The following is a 14921-nucleotide window of genomic DNA, read 5'->3' as shown; positions in this document are numbered from 1 at the left end:
GTCTCGTGTTTGCGCGTTAGATCTTGTCGCCGCGGGCACGAAGATCGGCGACAACGGCGTCAATGCCGTTCTTGTCGATCGTGCGCAGGGCGGCGTTGGTTACGCGCAGGCGGATCCAGCGGTTCTCGGCTTCGCTCCAGAACTTGCGGTTCTGCAGGTTGGGCAGGAAGCGGCGCTTGGTCTTGTTGTTGGCGTGGGAAACGTTGTTACCCACCATCGGTGCTTTACCGGTCACTTGGCAGACGCGAGCCATTTGATGCTCCAGGGTCGGAATTCTCGAAACGCGCAATCATACAGGAGCAGCCCAGAGTGACGCAAGGTTTTCGACGGCATCATTTGTTGCCGAAGAGGATGTCACGCAGCACGTAGGGCAGGATGCCGCCATGCTTGTAGTACTCGACCTCGATGGGTGTGTCGATGCGGCACAGTACCTCAATCTCGTCCTTGCGTCCGTCCGCACGAAACACGACCAGTTTCAGGTGTTGCTGTGGGGAGAGTCCCGCGTTGATGCCGAGAACGTCGAAGCGCTCGTTACCGGTGAGGCCCAGCTTTTGCCACGATTGATCGCCCAGGAACTGCAGTGGCAGCACCCCCATGCCTACGAGGTTGGAGCGATGGATGCGTTCGAAGCTGCGCGCCACGACGGCACGTATGCCGAGCAGGCGAGTGCCTTTGGCGGCCCAGTCACGGCTTGAGCCTGTGCCGTACTCTTCGCCGGCGAAGACGATGCCGGGGGTGTCAGAGGCGAGCATGGCGTTGGCTGCGTCGAACACCGGCACTTCGCGCCCGTCCAGCAGGGTGAAGCCGCCTTCAACGCGTGAGCCGTCTTCGCGCGGGGGCAGCATGAGGTTCTTCAGGCGGACGTTGGCGAAGGTGCCGCGCATCATGACTTCATGGTTGCCACGACGTGAGCCGTAGGAGTTGAAGTCGCGTCGTTCCACGCCCTGTTCGATCAGCCAGGCGCCGGCGGGTGAGGTCTCCTTGAAGGATGCGGCAGGCGAGATGTGGTCTGTGGTTACTGAGTCGCCAAGCATCAGCAGTGGGCGCGCGCCATGGATTTCGCTGATCGGAGCTGGCTTGCGGTTGAAGTCCTCGAAGAAGGGGGGGCGTGCGATGTAGGTCGATGGTGGCCAGTCATACACCTGTCCCGTCGGGGCCGAGACCTCGTTCCAGAGGTCGTGCCCCTTGGTGAAATCGGTATATAGGCGGCGGAAGGTAACCGGGTCAAGGGCGTAGGGCATGACCGCGTTGATTTCGTCGGAGCTCGGCCAGATGTCTTTCAGATAGACGTGGTGACCATCCTCCCCGGTACCCAGCGGGTCGGACGTGAGGTCGATGTTGACCGTCCCGGCAATCGCGAAGGCGACGACCAGCGGTGGCGAGGCGAGGAAGTTCGCGCGGATGTTCGGGTGGATGCGGGCCTCGAAGTTGCGGTTGCCCGACAGCACCGCAGCGGCAACCACCCCATGCTCCTGGATGGCGTTGTTGAGTTCCGGTGCGAGGTCGCCGGAGTTGCCTATGCAGGTCGTGCATCCGTAGCCGGCAAGGGCGAAGCCGAGTTTCGAGAGGGGCTCCAACAGCCCGGCTCGCTCCAGATAGTCAGTGACCACCCGCGAACCGGGGGCGAGCGAGGTCTTGACGTGCTTTGAAACGGTGAGTCCCTTGTCCGTCGCCTTCTTGGCAAGCAGGCCGGCGGCAATGAGTACGGCCGGGTTGCTGGTGTTGGTGCATGAGGTGATGGCTGCGATCAGGATGTCGCCATGGCCCAGTGTTACCTTGGGCAAGTCCGTCGGGAAACGGGTGCCGAGAGAGGCTTCGGGTGCGCCGAAGCCGTCGTCGTCGACGGGCATGCTGAGCAGATGCGTGAAGCGATCGCCGATGTCCTGCAGGCAGATGCGGTCCTGCGGGCGTTTTGGGCCGGCCAGGGACGGGACGATGGAGGACAGGTCGAGTTTGAGCGTCCGCGAGTAGGCAACGTCTCCTGCGCGCGGGATGCCGAACATCTCTTGGGCGCGGAAATAGGTCTCGAACGTCTCGCACTCTTCGTCGGTGCGACCTGTCGCGCGCATGTACTCGACCGTCTTTTCATCCACCGGGAAGAAGCCCATCGTCGCACCGTACTCTGGCGCCATGTTGGCAATGGTTGCGCGGTCGGTGACGCTCAAGGTGCTGGTGCCTTCGCCGAAGAATTCGATAAAGGCGCCGACGACCTTCTCGCTGCGCAGCAGTTCGGTGACCGTCAGCACCAGATCGGTGGCGGTGATGCCTTCGGGCAGGGCGCCGGACATCTCTACACCGACGACGTCGGGCGTGAGCATGTAAACCGGTTGGCCGAGCATGGCGGCTTCGGCTTCGATGCCACCTACACCCCAGCCGACCACCCCTACGCCGTTGATCATCGTGGTGTGCGAGTCGGTGCCGACCAGTGTGTCGGGGAAAATCAGATCCGCTTCATCGCTTTGCTGGCTGCGGACGCCGCGGAACAGGTACTCCAGATTGACCTGATGCACGATGCCGATACCCGGCGGAACGACGCGGAAGGTGTCGAACGCCTGCATGCCCCATTTCAGGAACTGATAGCGCTCGCGGTTGCGTTCAAACTCCAGTTCCATGTTCCGGCGTAGCGCGATGGGCGAACCGTATTCGTCTACCTGTACCGAGTGGTCGACCACCAGATCCACCGGAACCAGGGGTTCGATGCGCTTCGGGTCGCCGCCGGCTGCGGCGGTGACGTCGCGCATGGCGGCCAGGTCGCACAGCAACGGCACGCCGGTGAAATCCTGCAGCACGACACGCGCGACGACGAAGGGGATTTCGCTGGTGCGCTCGGCCTGTGGTTTCCAGCTGGCGAGCTCGCGCACATGTTCTTCGGTGATACGTTTGCCGTCACAGTTGCGCAGCACCGCTTCAAGTACGATACGCAGCGATACCGGCAGGCGCGAAATCCGGCCGATCCCTGCAGCTTCCAGCGCGGGCAGCGAGTAGTACGACGCTGCGCGATCTCCCAGGGGCAGGGGTTTGAGCGTGTCGAAGAGGTTATGAGGCTTCATCGTTCGGCTCCTTGAGGCTGCAATGGCTCGTTCAGGTCTGACTGTAGTCGTCGGAGTCCGTTCTCGACAGTCGGGAGAGGCTCCCGGTCGGTCCGGTCAATGCGCAAGTCTTATAAAAGACATATAATTCGCCTCGCTGCTCGCGAGGGCTGTTTCATCATTACCAAGGATCCTACATGCTGCAAGCTTACCGTGATCACGAAGCCGAACGTGCTGCGCTCGGCATCCCGCCGCTCCCTTTGTCCCGTCAACAAACCGTTGAACTGCTCGAATTGCTGGCCAGCCCGCCGGCCGGTGAAGAGGCATTTCTGCTCGACCTGCTGACCCAGCGTGTGCCGGCCGGTGTGGATGATGCGGCCAAGGTGAAGGCAGAGTTCCTGGCGCGTATCGCGCGCGGCGAGACCGCATGTGCGCTGATCCCGCGTGCCAAGGCGACCGAGCTGCTCGGCACCATGCTGGGCGGCTTCAACATCAAGCCCTTGATTGATCTGCTCGCGGATGCCGAGGTTGGCGCGATTGCTGCAGAGGGGCTGAAGAAGACCCTGCTGATGTTCGATTACTTTCACGACGTCAAGGAGCTGGCGGAAAAGGGCAACGCCAATGCCCGCGCCGTGATGCAGTCCTGGGCCGATGCGGAGTGGTTTACCAGCCGCCCGGAAGTGCCGGCCTCGATGAAGGTCACCGTCTTCAAGGTCACCGGCGAAACCAATACCGACGACCTGTCACCGGCCCCCGACGCCTGGTCTCGTCCTGATATCCCGCTGCACGCGCTGGCCATGCTGAAGAACCCGCGTGCGGGTATCGAGCCGGAAGAGGCGGGTGTGCGCGGGCCGATCAAGTTCCTGCAAGATCTGCGCGCCCGCGGCAACGTCGTGGCCTATGTCGGCGATGTGGTGGGCACTGGCTCCTCGCGCAAGTCGGCCACCAACTCCGTGCTGTGGTTCACCGGAGAGGACATCCCCTACGTTCCGAACAAGCGCTTTGGCGGCGTCTGCCTGGGCAGCAAGATCGCGCCGATCTTCTTCAACACCATGGAAGATGCCGGTGCGTTGCCGATCGAGATCGACGTCCATCAGATGGACATGGGCGACGAGATCGAGCTGCGCATCGATCACTCGAAGGCGCAGGTGACGGCCTTCAAGAACGGTGAGCAGATCGCGCAGAGCGAACTCAAGACGCCGGTGATTCTCGACGAGGTGCGTGCCGGTGGCCGCATTCCGCTGATCATCGGGCGTGGCCTCACGACCCGTGCGCGCGAGGCCTTGGGGTTGCCGCCGTCCACGTTGTTCCGCCTGCCGCAGGCGCCGGTTGATTCGGGCAAGGGCTTTACGCTGGCGCAGAAGATGGTTGGCCGTGCCTGTGGTTTGCCGGAAGGTCAGGGCGTGCGCCCGGGCACCTACTGCGAACCGCGCATGACCACGGTTGGCTCGCAGGACACCACCGGTCCGATGACGCGCGACGAACTCAAGGATCTGGCGTGTCTGGGGTTCTCGGCTGATCTGGTGATGCAGTCCTTCTGCCACACCGCAGCCTATCCCAAGCTCGTCGATGTGCGCATGCACCGCGAACTGCCGGGCTTCATCACCAATCGCGGCGGCGTGTCGCTCAAGCCGGGCGACGGCGTGATCCACTCCTGGCTCAACCGTCTGCTGATGCCGGATACCGTCGGTACCGGTGGCGACTCGCATACGCGCTTCCCGATCGGCATTTCCTTCCCGGCCGGTTCCGGGCTGGTGGCCTTCGCTGCCGCTACCGGCGTGATGCCGCTCGACATGCCCGAGTCGGTGCTGGTGCGCTTCAAGGGCAAGATGCAGCCTGGCGTGACCTTGCGTGATCTGGTCAACGCGATTCCGTATTACGCCATCGGTCAGGGCTTGCTGACGGTCGAAAAGAAGGGCAAGAAGAACATCTTCTCGGGCCGCATTCTTGAGATCGAAGGCTTGCCGGATCTTAAGGTAGAGCAGGCCTTCGAACTGTCCGATGCCTCGGCCGAGCGTTCTGCCGCGGGCTGCACGGTGCACCTGGACAAGGCACCGATCATCGAATACATGCGTTCGAACATCACGCTGATGAAGTGGATGATCGCCAGCGGCTACGAAGATCGCCGTACGCTCACGCGTCGCATCAAGGCCATGGAAGCGTGGATCGCCGACCCTCAGTTGCTGGCGGGTGACGCGGATGCCGAGTACGCGGCAATCATCGAGATCGATCTGGCCGACATCAAGGAGCCGCTGGTGGCCTGCCCGAACGATCCGGACGACGTCAAGACGCTGTCGGATGTGGCCGGTGACAAGATCGACGAGGTCTTCATTGGCTCGTGCATGACCAACATCGGTCACTTCCGCGCGGCCGGCAAGGTGCTCGATGGCAAGAGCGACATCCCGACCCGTCTGTGGATTGCACCGCCGACCAAAATGGACGCGATGATCCTCAACGAGGAAGGTTATTACTCCATTCTCGGCAAGTCCGGTGCGCGCATGGAGATGCCGGGTTGCTCGCTGTGCATGGGCAACCAGGCGCAGATCCGCAAGGGCAGTACGGCGATGTCGACTTCGACACGCAACTTCCCGAACCGGTTGGGCATCGATACCCGCGTGTATCTGGGGTCGGCCGAACTGGCGGCGGTGTGCGCGCTGATGGGGCGGATTCCGACTCTGGGCGAGTACCTCGAGCAAGTCAGCAGCCTGGATGCGCGGGCTGCTGACATCTATCGCTACATGAACTTCGACCAGATCGCGGAATTCCGCGAAGTGGCCGATACGGTCGAGGTCTGATCGGGCTTGTCTGTTGCGAATCGGGGCGCTGCGGCGCCCCGATTGCTTTCAGGTGCTGAAAAACTCGATGGCCAGCGGATTCTCGTGCCGACTGCGGCCCAGTGAGATCCAGCCGGTGCCGTGGAGTACGGCATCCTCGCGGGTCAGGACAAACTCGGGGGCGTTGCCGATGGTGACGTAGGTGCCGTTGCTGCTCTGGTCGGCGAGGATGAACTTGTCTCCGCGCAGTTCGACTTCTGCGTGGTGTCGGGAGGCGCGTTGATCCTCCACGCGCAAATCCTCGGTCGGGCCGCGTCCCAGGCTCAGCGCCGGCTTCCAGTGATTGATCACCACCCAGCGCTGGTTGTAGCGCAGCCGCAGCTCAACGTTCTCCTGCAGTGCGGTGTCGATGTTGAGCAGGCTGGTGGTTTCTCCGCCCGGTTCGCAGCGCAGTTCATAGAGTTCGACGGGCTGGTTGGTGCCGCGAATGACGCGCGTAGGTATCGCGGCCAGTCGTTCACGCGCGGCCGAAGCCATGGCGCTTACGCTCGCGGCCGTGGTCAGTACGCGCCCCGCTGAGGCGAGGGACGCGATGCGTGAGGCGAGATTCACGGTTTCGCCGAAGACGTCGGTGCCGCTCTTGAGCAGGGGGCCGGTGTGGAAGCCGATTCTTACGCCGATCGGCTGGTCTGCAACCGAGGGACAGTCTCGCAGGGCGGCGTGAATGCCCATGGCTGAATCGGCCGCCGCATCCGGGCTGCTGAAAACCGCCATCAGGCCGTCACCGGTGTATTTGACGACACGGCCACCACGATCAAGTACCACTTCACTGGCGTGGCCGAGGCAGGTTGTGACCAGCGAGAAGGCCTTGCGGTCTCCGCTTTGCTCATACAGGCGTGTGCTGTTCACCACGTCGAGGAACATCACGGTGTTCTCGGCAGAGTGACTCGTATGGCGGTTCATGGGCGCATTGTAATGCAAGGCGAATGGCAGCAGTGGTGCGCGCTAGTTCCCCCTTCAAGCGAAAAAGCGCTGCTTTGCCTCCTGGTTGACATGCATCCCGGTGGCATGCGAGCGGGCCAGCAACTCCCAGTAGTAGCGGTAGGACGCACGATCATGCAGCTTGCCGGCGTGCTGGATCGGGCCCCAGGCTGCATCCTGAGCGGCGATCAGGATTTCGGCGGCGATCTGCGACTCGGAAAAGTCCGGGCGCATGGCGTCGACGATCGGCAGGATCTGGTTGGGGTGGATGCTCCACATGCGCAGGAAGCCGAATTCGTTGCGTGCGCGCAGTGCATCGTTGCGGATGAGCTCGGCGTCGCGCAGTTCAGTCGTGACGTTGTGGGCCGGCACCACGCCGTGCGCCAGCGAGGCGGCAACGATTTCGCACTTGGCGCGTACCACCACCGGGTGGGTGAATTGCCCGGGGCTCACCATGGCTGAGCCGGGCAGGGCGCCGTGGTGAGCCGACACGAAATCCATGATGCCGAAGTCCACGGACTCCACGCCGTCGATGGCCACGATCTGCCAGATCTCGCGCAGCGCGCCGTGGGTTTCGATCAGCACGTGCACCGGGATCGGACGCTCGATGCCGTATTCACCTTCGGTGCGGCGCAGGGTCTCGATCTGGATGCGCACATCCGAAGCCGAACGCGCCTTGGGTAGCGTCAGAAACGCCAGCTTGCGTCCCGCGTCGCGCACCAGAATGTCCAGATCCTGCTGCCACAGCGGATGCGTGATGTCATGGATGCGCGCGCCAACGCGGCCGAAGCGGTTGTCGCTGCCGGCGGCCAGACCGGCGGCCATGGCGGCGTGTTCGGCTTCGGCGCCAGCGTGCGCGCCATCCTCGCAGTCGAAGGTCACGTCAAAGACCGGGCCCAGATCGGCTTGCAGCGCCAGCGCTTTGCGCATGAGCTTTTCCGAGCCGGCGTAGTGGTCAACGGCGGGCAGGATGGGGAAGGGCTTTTCGGCGTCAAACAGTACGTCGGCCGGGTGTTGGCGGGCGGTCATACGAGCGTTCTCCTGATGAGCTGGGCATTGTCGCCGATCATGCAGACAAAAAAAACGCACGGCGCGCCGTGCGTTTTCTCTTTGCGGGGCTGCGATCAGCCGAGCAGGTCCTTCACGCCTTCGCGCTCTTCGAGCAGTTCGTCCAGCGTGCGCTTGACGCGCTCTTTCGAGAACTCGTCGAATTCTAGGCCCTTGACCACTTCGTACTCGCCGCCCTTGGTGATGCACGGCACGCCGAAGATGATGCCTTCCGGGATGCCGTAGCTGCCGTCGGACGGTACGCCCATCGTGACCCACTCACCATTCGAGCCCAGCCACCAGTCGCGGATGTGATCGATCGCGGCATTGGCTGCCGATGCGGCAGACGACAGGCCGCGCGCCTCGATGATGGCTGCGCCGCGCTTGCCTACGGTCGGCAGGAAGGTGTCGCGGTTCCAGGCTTCGTCGTTGATCAGGTCCTTGACCTTGTCGCTGCCCGAAGTGACCAGACGGTAGTCAGCGTACATGGTGGGCGAGTGGTTGCCCCACACCACGAGCTTCTTCAGGCTGGAAACGTCGCGACCACTCTTGGCGGCCAGTTGCGACAGCGCGCGGTTGTGATCCAGGCGCAGCATGGCAGTGAAGTTCTTCGCCGGCACGCGGCCGAATTTCTCGGCGGTCTTCATGGCGATGTAGGCGTTGGTGTTGCACGGGTTACCGACCACCAGCACCTTGCAGTCCGGGTTGGCGTGCTGGCCAATGGCCGCGCCCTGTACGGTGAAGATCTTGGCGTTCTCGGCTAGCAGATCCTTGCGTTCCATGCCGGGGCCACGCGGGCGGGCACCGACCAGCAGGGCGACCTGCGCGTCCTTGAAGGCGACGTTGGGGTCGTCGGAGGCGGTCATGCCGGCGAGCAGCGGGAAGGCGCAGTCCTCAAGCTCCATCATCACGCCAGCCAGAGCTTTCTGGGCTTGCGGCAGGTCGAGCAGTTGCAGGATGACAGGTTGATCCTTGCCGAGCATTTCGCCGCTGGCGATGCGGAAAAGCAGGCTGTAGCCGATCTGGCCGGCTGCGCCGGTAACGGCGACGCGAACGGGGGATTTGCTCATTGGAATGCTCCCTCAATACTCAGGTTTATATAATCCGGTAAGGCTCCGCGACCGCGCAGGGTGCGACGCGTCTGGCGATACTCTGACGGGCGCGGGAATGGTAGAGGCGGATGCAGCGGAAGTCAAAAGCCTATTAATCATATCTTATGTCTTATATAAGACAAGAGATGATGAATAGACGTCAGAAAAATTTTGTGATTGAATGCGCCGATGGTTCAGGAATCGCCCACCTTCAGCCCGCTGTACCGCCAGATCAAGGACCTGATGATTCAGGCACTTGTCGCCGGCGAATGGCAGCCCGGACAGCTCATCCCGAGCGAGCAGGAGCTTGCCGCGCGCTTTGGTGTGTCGCAAGGCACCGTGCGCAAGGCCGTTGATGAGCTGGCCGCGGAGAATTTGCTGACCCGTCGTCAGGGCAAGGGCACGTTCGTCGCGACTCACCAGGATCCGCGCGCGCATTTCCGCTTTCTGAGGCTGGTGCCGGAAGAAGGACCGCTCACGACACCCGAGAGTCTTCCGCTGGAGTGCTGGCGCGCCAAGGCCGGCAACGAAGCCTCGCGCATGCTCGGACTCAAGCAAGGCGATCCGATCATCATCGTGCGACGTCTGTTGCGCTTCGGCGGCAAACCGGTGGTGATCGACGAAATCTATTTGCCGGGTGAGCAGTTCCACGGGCTGAGCCTAGAACTGCTGCAATCCTGGAAGAGCTCACTGTATAGCCTGTTCGAGAACCGCTTCGGCGTGCGCATGATCCGTGCCCAGGAAAACATCCGCGCCGTGGCAGCTGACCGCTCCGCAGCCGAGGCGCTGAAAGTGCCCGAAGGCAAGCCGCTGCTGTCGGTCGAGCGAGTGACCTATACCTATGGTGACAAGCCGGTGGAGTGGCGGCGTGGCTTGTATCTCACCGACGACCACTATTACCTGAACGAACTGAGTTGAAACACCGGGCCGCTGCAGGTGGCCCATGCACAGCGCGGCAGACGAGCCGCACATCTGGAGGTTGGATTACATGTCGGATGCACCCGCGCGCAAGCGCCCCAAGCACCTGGCCCTGCACCAGATACGCCTGCCCCTGCCGGGCATCGTGTCGATCCTGCACCGCGTCAGTGGTGCCGGGCTGTTCCTGATGCTGCCCTTGTTGTTGTGGTTGTTCGATCGCAGCCTGGGTTCTCCGGTGGCGTACGACGCCTACCGGGACGTCGTGTCCAATCCGCTGGTCAAGCTGGTGCTGTTCGGCCTGTTGTGGGCCTACCTGCATCACTTCTGTGCCGGCATCCGCTTTTTGCTGCTCGACTTCCATATCTGGGGCGACCTTGAGCCGGCGCGCCGCAGCTCTGTCGGCGTATTGGTTGTCAGCATCGCGCTGACTCTCGTGATCGGGGTGGCGCTATGGTGAAACGCGTCGTTGTCGGGGCCCATTACGGCCTGAAAGACTGGATTGCCCAACGCGCCACAGCCGTCTTCATGGCGCTGTACACGGTGCTGTTCGGCGTGCGTGTGCTGATGCTCCCGGACTACAGCCACGCCTCCTGGCAGGCGCTGTTTTCCGGCGGTTTCATGGCCTTCGCCACCTTTCTGTTCTTTCTGGCGCTGTTCTATCACGCATGGATCGGCGTGCGGGACATCTTCATGGACTACATCAAGCCCACCGGCCTGCGGCTCGCGCTGCACGTGATCGTGGCATTCCTGCTCGTCGGCTACGCCGGCTGGGCGGCACAGATTCTCTGGAGGCTGTCGGCGTGAATATCGCGAAGCATACTTTTGACGCGGTGATTGTTGGCGCTGGCGGTGCCGGCTTGCGTGCGGCCCTGCAACTGGCCGAATCCGGTCTCAAAACGGCGGTGCTGACCAAGGTTTTTCCGACCCGTTCGCACACCGTCGCGGCGCAGGGCGGGGTGGCTGCCTCGCTCGGTAACTCCACCGAGGACAACTGGCACTGGCACATGTACGACACCGTCAAAGGGTCGGACTGGCTGGGCGACCAGGACGCCATCGAGTTCATGTGCAAGCGCGCCAACGAAGTGGTGGTCGAGCTCGAACACTACGGCATGCCGTTTGACCGGCTCGACAACGGCAAGATCTATCAGCGCCCGTTCGGTGGCCACTCGCAGAACTACGGCCAGACGCCGGTCTCGCGTTCCTGTGCGGCGGCTGACCGTACCGGCCACGCCATGCTGCACGCGCTGTATCAGCGTAACGTGCGCGCCAACACGCATTTCTTCGTTGAATGGATGGCGCTGGACCTGATCCGCGACCCGTTCGGTAACGTGCTGGGCGTCACCGCGCTGGAAATGGAAACGGGTGAGGTCGCCATTTTCCACAGCCGCGCCACCATCTTCGCCACCGGCGGCGCAGGGCGCATCTATCACAGCTCCACCAACGCCTTCATCAATACCGGTGACGGCTGCGGCATGGCGGCGCGCGCCGGCATCCCGCTCGAAGACATGGAGTTCTGGCAGTTCCATCCCACCGGCGTGGCCGGCGCGGGCGTGCTGATCACCGAAGGCGTGCGCGGCGAGGGCGGCATTCTGCGCAACAGCAGCGGCGAGCGCTTCATGGAGCGCTATGCGCCCAACCTCAAGGATCTGGCCTCGCGTGACATCGTCTCGCGCGCCATGACCACCGAGATCAACGAAGGCCGTGGTTGCGGGCCGGACAAGGATTTCGTGCTGCTCGACATCACGCACCTGGCGCCCGAAACCATCATGAAGCGCCTGCCGGGCATCCGCGAGATTGCGATCCGCTTTGCCGGTGTCGACCCCATCCGCGAACCGATCCCGGTCGTGCCGACCTGTCACTACCAGATGGGCGGTATCCCGACCAACTACAAGGGTCAGGTTGTCGTGCCCAAGAATGACAACCCGTCCGCACCGGTCGTCGGCTTCTACGCTGCCGGTGAATGTGCCTGTGCTTCGGTGCACGGCGCCAACCGGCTCGGCACCAACTCGCTGCTCGACCTGCTGGTGTTCGGCAAGTCCGCCGGCGAAACGGTGGTCGAAGACATCGAGGCCGGCAACCTGCCGCTGCGCCCGCTGCCGATTGATGCCTCCGAGCGTTCGATGGAGCGTCTGAACCGGCTCGACAACCAGAAGGGTGGCGAGAGCGTGTTCGAGGTTGGCCAGGACATGCGTCGCACCATGCAGAAGCACGCCGGCGTGTTCCGTTTTGCGGAATTGCTGTCCGAGGGCGTGACCCGCATCGACGAGATCGCCGAACGCGCCCGTCGCACCGAGATCACGGACAAGTCCAAGGTCTGGAACACCGCCCGCATGGAAGCGCTGGAGCTGGACAACCTGATCGAGGTGGCACGTTCCACCATCGTTTCGGCGGATGCGCGCAAGGAATCGCGCGGTGCCCACGTGCGTGACGATGCGCCGGATACGCCGGAATTCCCGAACGGCCGCAACGACCACGAATGGCTCAAGCACACGCTGTGGTTCAGCGAGGGCGACCGTCTGGAGTACAAGGCGGTCAATCTCAAGCCGCTGAACGACGAAACCAAGGCGATTGCACTCGCCAAGCGCATCTACTGAGCGCCGGAGATGGACATGAGTACCCGCGAACTCCACTTCAAGATCTACCGCTACGACCCGGACCGCGACGAGAAGCCGTGGATGCAGGACATCTCGGTCGAACTCGAGCCCTCCGACAAGAAGCTGCTCGACGCGCTGGTGCGGCTCAAATCCAAGGACGATTCCCTGTCTTACCGCCGCTCATGTCGCGAAGGGGTGTGCGGCTCGGATGCGATGAACATCAACGGCAAGAACGGTCTGGCCTGCATGACCGACATCGCCGACCTGAAGCAGCCGGTGGTGCTGCGTCCGCTGCCCGGTCTGCCGGTGATCCGCGACCTGATCGTGGATATGACCCAGTTCTTCAAGCAATACCACTCGATCAAGCCCTACCTGATCAACGACGAGCCGACGCCCGAGCGCGAGCGCTTGCAGACCCCGGACGACCGTGAAGAACTTAACGGCCTGTACGAGTGCATCCTGTGCGCCTGCTGTTCGACCGCGTGCCCGTCGTTCTGGTGGAACCCCGACAAATTCGTTGGCCCGGCCGGCCTGCTGGCGGCCTACCGCTTCATCGCCGACACGCGTGACCAGGCCACCAGCGAGCGTCTGGACAACCTGGAAGACCCGTACCGGCTGTTCCGCTGCCACTCGATCATGAACTGCGTGGACGTCTGTCCCAAGGGTCTGAACCCGACGCGCGCGATTGGCAAAATCAAGGACCTGATGGTGCAGCGCGCGGTATGAGACCCGTCGCTGCAGCGCCGCGTGATGGGGCGTTCCAGAACCGCAGAGGCCGTGTTCGCTGGCATTGCCGCCGCGCCCTGCTGGAACTTGATCTTGTTCTGGAACGCTTTCTTGAGCGACACTTCGACGCTCTCGAAGAGGCACAACTGGCGGATCTGGAAGATTTGTTGCGCTGCGAAGACCATGACCTGTGGGCCATGGTCAACGGCAGCGCCGAATGTCCGACGGAGCGCTGGAAAGAAATCATCGCGTTGCTGCAGCGGTCCTGAAGCCGCATGGAGCTGTCGCTGACTACAAGAAATATTTGGCAAGCATAAGGGAAAGACAATGAGCAATAACCGCACTGCAACGCTGACCCTGGACGGGAAAACCTACGATTTCCCGATCCTGAGCGGCACCCACGGCAACGATGTCATCGACATCCGCAGCCTGGGTGGTCAAACCGGGTTGTTCACCTACGACTCGGGTTTCCTCTCGACGGGTAGCTGCAAGTCGTCGATCACCTTCATTGATGGTGACAAGGGTGAGTTGCTCTATCGCGGCTATCCCATCGAGCAGCTGGCCGGCAAGTGCAGCTTCCTCGAAGTGGCCTACCTGCTGCGCAAGGGCGAACTGCCCAACGAAGCGCAGAAGACGGAGTTCGAGCGTTCGATCAAGAACCACTCGATGCTGCACGACCAGCTCATGCGCTTCTACAACGGCTTCCGCCGTGACGCGCACCCGATGGCCATCATGGTCGGTATCGTCGGCGCGCTGTCGGCCTTCTATCACGAGGCCATGGACTTCTCGGACGAAGAACATCGCACGATGTCCTTCTACCGCCTGATCGCCAAGCTGCCGACCATCGTCGCCATGGCCTACAAGTACAACACCGGCCAGCAGTTCATGTTCCCGCGCAACGACCTGAGCTACTCCGAGAACTTCATGCACATGATGTTCGCCACGCCGTGTGAGGAGTACAAGCCCAACCCGGTGGTCGCGCACGCGCTCGACGTGATCTTCACGCTGCACGCCGACCACGAGCAGAACGCCTCGACCTCGACCGTGCGTCTGGCCGGTTCGTCGGGCGCCAACCCGTTTGCCTGCATCTCGGCCGGTATCGCCTGCCTGTGGGGCCCGGCACACGGTGGCGCCAACGAGGCCTGCCTCAACATGCTCGAAGAAATCGGCGACGTCTCGCGCGTCGGCGAATACATCAAGCGCGCCAAGGACAAGGACGACCCGTTCCGCCTGATGGGCTTCGGTCACCGCGTCTACAAGAACTACGATCCGCGCGCCAAGCTGATGCGCAAGGTCTGCTACGACGTGCTGGGCGAACTCGGCCTGGAAAACGACCGTCTGTTCAAACTGGCGATGGAACTCGAGCGCATCGCGCTGGAAGACGAGTTCTTCGTCGAGCGCAAGCTTTACCCGAACGTGGATTTCTATTCCGGCATCGTCCAGAAGGCGATCGGCATTCCCACCTCGATGTTCACCTGCGTGTTCGCGCTGGCGCGTACCGTCGGCTGGATCACGCAGTGGGAAGAAATGATCACCGACCCGGAATACAAGATCGGCCGTCCGCGTCAGCTGTACACCGGTGCAGCGCGTCGCGACGTCCCCGACATGGCAAAGCGATGAACGCCATGTCGCAGGAGCAGGATGCCGCCTGCCGTTCCTGAATCACGGACGGGATGGCCGGGTTGTCCGGCTGTCCCGTTTTCAATTCGGGGCCAGGCGCAGGTTCTGCAATTCGTGAAGTACCCAGCGAGCAGGTGATCA

13 protein-coding genes are annotated in these 14921 nt (G+C 62.6%); 8 read left to right on the top strand and 5 right to left on the bottom strand.

Annotated features, from left to right (window positions below):
• Nucleotides 1–16: 16 nt before the first annotated feature.
• Both rpmB and acnA read right to left on the bottom strand, forming a co-directional pair.
• On the bottom strand, nt 17–253 hold the full coding sequence (gene rpmB, locus AC6H0R_RS00615; RefSeq protein ID WP_497574118.1) for a 50S ribosomal protein L28: 237 nt from the start codon (nt 251–253) through the stop codon (nt 17–19).
• A gap of 79 nt (nt 254–332) precedes the next feature.
• Nucleotides 333–3050: an aconitate hydratase AcnA gene (gene acnA / locus AC6H0R_RS00610; protein WP_497579404.1), complete on the bottom strand. Its 2718-nt coding sequence runs from the start codon at nt 3048–3050 to the stop codon at nt 333–335.
• A 176-nt stretch (nt 3051–3226) separates the two neighbouring features.
• On the opposite strand from acnA, the gene AC6H0R_RS00605 reads away from it, so the two are divergent.
• Nucleotides 3227–5824 carry a bifunctional aconitate hydratase 2/2-methylisocitrate dehydratase gene (locus AC6H0R_RS00605; protein ID WP_497579403.1) on the top strand — a complete coding sequence of 866 codons (2598 nt, stop codon included), beginning with the start codon at nt 3227–3229 and terminating at the stop codon, nt 5822–5824.
• A gap of 48 nt (nt 5825–5872) precedes the next feature.
• Here AC6H0R_RS00605 and AC6H0R_RS00600 read toward each other — a convergent pair whose 3' ends face one another.
• The 3 genes from AC6H0R_RS00600 to AC6H0R_RS00590 all read right to left on the bottom strand — a co-directional run bounded on the left by AC6H0R_RS00600 (nt 5873) and on the right by AC6H0R_RS00590 (nt 8901).
• On the bottom strand, nt 5873–6766 hold the full coding sequence (locus tag AC6H0R_RS00600) for an adenylate/guanylate cyclase domain-containing protein (protein WP_497579402.1): 894 nt from the start codon (nt 6764–6766) through the stop codon (nt 5873–5875).
• Between the two features lie 54 nt (nt 6767–6820).
• Nucleotides 6821–7813 (bottom strand): HpcH/HpaI aldolase/citrate lyase family protein, encoded by a 993-nt coding sequence (locus AC6H0R_RS00595; RefSeq protein WP_497579401.1) that lies wholly within the window; start codon nt 7811–7813, stop codon nt 6821–6823.
• A gap of 95 nt (nt 7814–7908) precedes the next feature.
• Nucleotides 7909–8901: a malate dehydrogenase gene (locus AC6H0R_RS00590; protein ID WP_497579400.1), complete on the bottom strand. Its 993-nt coding sequence runs from the start codon at nt 8899–8901 to the stop codon at nt 7909–7911.
• A 210-nt stretch (nt 8902–9111) separates the two neighbouring features.
• On the opposite strand from AC6H0R_RS00590, the gene AC6H0R_RS00585 reads away from it, so the two are divergent.
• The 7 genes from AC6H0R_RS00585 to gltA all read left to right on the top strand — a co-directional run bounded on the left by AC6H0R_RS00585 (nt 9112) and on the right by gltA (nt 14780).
• Nucleotides 9112–9840, top strand: coding sequence for a GntR family transcriptional regulator (locus tag AC6H0R_RS00585; protein ID WP_497579399.1), 729 nt, complete (start codon nt 9112–9114; stop codon nt 9838–9840).
• A gap of 70 nt (nt 9841–9910) precedes the next feature.
• Nucleotides 9911–10297, top strand: coding sequence for a succinate dehydrogenase, cytochrome b556 subunit (gene sdhC / locus AC6H0R_RS00580; protein WP_497579398.1), 387 nt, complete (start codon nt 9911–9913; stop codon nt 10295–10297).
• Nucleotides 10291–10644, top strand: coding sequence for a succinate dehydrogenase, hydrophobic membrane anchor protein (sdhD, locus tag AC6H0R_RS00575; protein WP_497579397.1), 354 nt, complete (start codon nt 10291–10293; stop codon nt 10642–10644). Before sdhC ends, sdhD begins: the two co-directional genes overlap by 7 nt.
• Entirely contained in the window at nt 10641–12434 is a 1794-nt protein-coding gene (gene sdhA, locus AC6H0R_RS00570; RefSeq protein WP_497579396.1) for a succinate dehydrogenase flavoprotein subunit, read from the top strand. The genes sdhD and sdhA overlap by 4 nt, the downstream gene beginning before the upstream one ends.
• 15 nt (nt 12435–12449) lie before the next feature.
• Nucleotides 12450–13160 carry a succinate dehydrogenase iron-sulfur subunit gene (locus AC6H0R_RS00565; protein ID WP_497579395.1) on the top strand — a complete coding sequence of 237 codons (711 nt, stop codon included), beginning with the start codon at nt 12450–12452 and terminating at the stop codon, nt 13158–13160.
• On the top strand, nt 13157–13429 hold the full coding sequence (locus AC6H0R_RS00560; protein ID WP_497579394.1) for an FAD assembly factor SdhE: 273 nt from the start codon (nt 13157–13159) through the stop codon (nt 13427–13429). Before AC6H0R_RS00565 ends, AC6H0R_RS00560 begins: the two co-directional genes overlap by 4 nt.
• Before the next feature lie 58 nt (nt 13430–13487).
• Complete coding sequence (gene gltA, locus AC6H0R_RS00555) at nt 13488–14780, top strand: citrate synthase (protein WP_497579393.1); 1293 nt, start codon at nt 13488–13490, stop codon at nt 14778–14780.
• Nucleotides 14781–14921 lie beyond the last annotated feature (141 nt).

The sequence above is a fragment of the Pseudazoarcus sp. NS36 genome (assembly GCF_059703705.1).
This window is presented reverse-complemented; position numbering and strand designations above follow the sequence as displayed.

Coding starts and splice junctions, on each gene's coding strand:
- AC6H0R_RS00600 (WP_497579402.1), bottom strand. CDS start 6,766: ATGAACCGCCATACGAGTCACTCTGCCGAGAACACCGTGATGTTCCTC.
- sdhC (WP_497579398.1), top strand. CDS start 9,911: ATGTCGGATGCACCCGCGCGCAAGCGCCCCAAGCACCTGGCCCTGCAC.
- sdhD (WP_497579397.1), top strand. CDS start 10,291: ATGGTGAAACGCGTCGTTGTCGGGGCCCATTACGGCCTGAAAGACTGG.
- AC6H0R_RS00605 (WP_497579403.1), top strand. CDS start 3,227: ATGCTGCAAGCTTACCGTGATCACGAAGCCGAACGTGCTGCGCTCGGC.
- gltA (WP_497579393.1), top strand. CDS start 13,488: ATGAGCAATAACCGCACTGCAACGCTGACCCTGGACGGGAAAACCTAC.
- rpmB (WP_497574118.1), bottom strand. CDS start 253: ATGGCTCGCGTCTGCCAAGTGACCGGTAAAGCACCGATGGTGGGTAAC.
- AC6H0R_RS00560 (WP_497579394.1), top strand. CDS start 13,157: ATGAGACCCGTCGCTGCAGCGCCGCGTGATGGGGCGTTCCAGAACCGC.
- AC6H0R_RS00590 (WP_497579400.1), bottom strand. CDS start 8,901: ATGAGCAAATCCCCCGTTCGCGTCGCCGTTACCGGCGCAGCCGGCCAG.
- AC6H0R_RS00585 (WP_497579399.1), top strand. CDS start 9,112: ATGGTTCAGGAATCGCCCACCTTCAGCCCGCTGTACCGCCAGATCAAG.
- acnA (WP_497579404.1), bottom strand. CDS start 3,050: ATGAAGCCTCATAACCTCTTCGACACGCTCAAACCCCTGCCCCTGGGA.
- AC6H0R_RS00595 (WP_497579401.1), bottom strand. CDS start 7,813: ATGACCGCCCGCCAACACCCGGCCGACGTACTGTTTGACGCCGAAAAG.
- AC6H0R_RS00565 (WP_497579395.1), top strand. CDS start 12,450: ATGAGTACCCGCGAACTCCACTTCAAGATCTACCGCTACGACCCGGAC.